Annotated in this window: 1 protein-coding gene; it reads right to left on the bottom strand. The window is 63.9% G+C overall.

Features of this window, described 5'->3' with window-relative positions; translation table 11 throughout:
• Positions 1-1,013 (bottom strand): ISAs1 family transposase (locus KF759_RS14225; RefSeq protein WP_291226503.1); only part of this gene is annotated, 1,013 nt, incomplete at its 3' end.
• Positions 1,014-1,095: the final 82 nt, after the last annotated feature.

Below are 1,095 nucleotides of genomic sequence, written 5' to 3' on the forward strand. Positions count from 1 at the left end.
GCGCGGATGATGTTGAGCGCGATCTTGCGCAGCATCGACAGGTTCTGCGGCGCATTGTCCTTGGCGACCGTGCTGGCGTCCTCGCTGAAGCTGACGTCGAGGATCCAGTGAAGCCGGTTCTCCACGCCCCAATGCGCTCGCACCGCGGCAGCCAGTTGCGCGGCGGAGAGGGCGCGCGAGCTGATGTAGTAGCGCCGCTCCAGATCGGACTCCTTGTCGCCGACCACCCGCATGGAGTCGATGCGCCCGATCGTGACGCACTTTGGCCAGTCGCCCGGATCGACGATGCCCTTGGCCGAGAGCACCGAAGCGATCTGCCCGACGGTGCGGCCGTGGCCGCGTTCGACCAGCGCGCTGCGGTCGACCGACTCGACGCCGTGCTGGTCGATGAAGGCGATCTCGATCGCTTCGAGCAACTTGGGCTGGTTGCCCTTGACCATCAGCAGGTAGTCGCCCTTCTTCGCAACGATCTGTTTGGCAATGTTTTTCTGGCAGCCCATGGCGTCGATCGTGACCAGCAACCCCTTGATCGAGAGCGCCTCCAGCAGCTCCGGAATCGCGGTGATCTCGTTGCTCTTGGCGGCGACCTTCTCCTGGCCGAGCACCAGTCCCAGCTCGGTGGCAAAGGCGCTGACCATGTGGATCGCGCTCTCGCCGCCCGTGCCCGAGCCGCGCACGGTCTTGCCATCGATTGCGATCGTGCCGGCCAGGCCCGCATCGTCGCTGAGCGCACCGACCACGCCGCCCACCCAGCACCGGAACATGTTCTCGAACTGCTTCGGATCGAGCGCGCGCAGGATCCGCAGGAAGGTCTCCTCGGACGGGATACCGTTCTTGAGCACGAGGAAGCGGCGCAACCACGCCTCCTTGGTGCGCGCCCAGAAGGTGATGTCCTCGACCGTGTCGCAGTCCGAGAGCACGGCGGCGATCAGGATCACCAGGATCTCCCGGAAGTCGTGCAAGGTGCCGTTACTCGGCTTGCGCGGATCATCGATTTCGTCCAGATAGCTCATCAGGGAACCTCTTTGCGTCGCACTCACGCTCTTCGCCCAAAAGACGAGAGTAGACGTGATTTTCGAAGGGTCCACAAGATGA

This window comes from Dokdonella sp., from assembly GCF_019634815.1.
Classification (GTDB): domain Bacteria; phylum Pseudomonadota; class Gammaproteobacteria; order Xanthomonadales; family Rhodanobacteraceae; genus Dokdonella_A.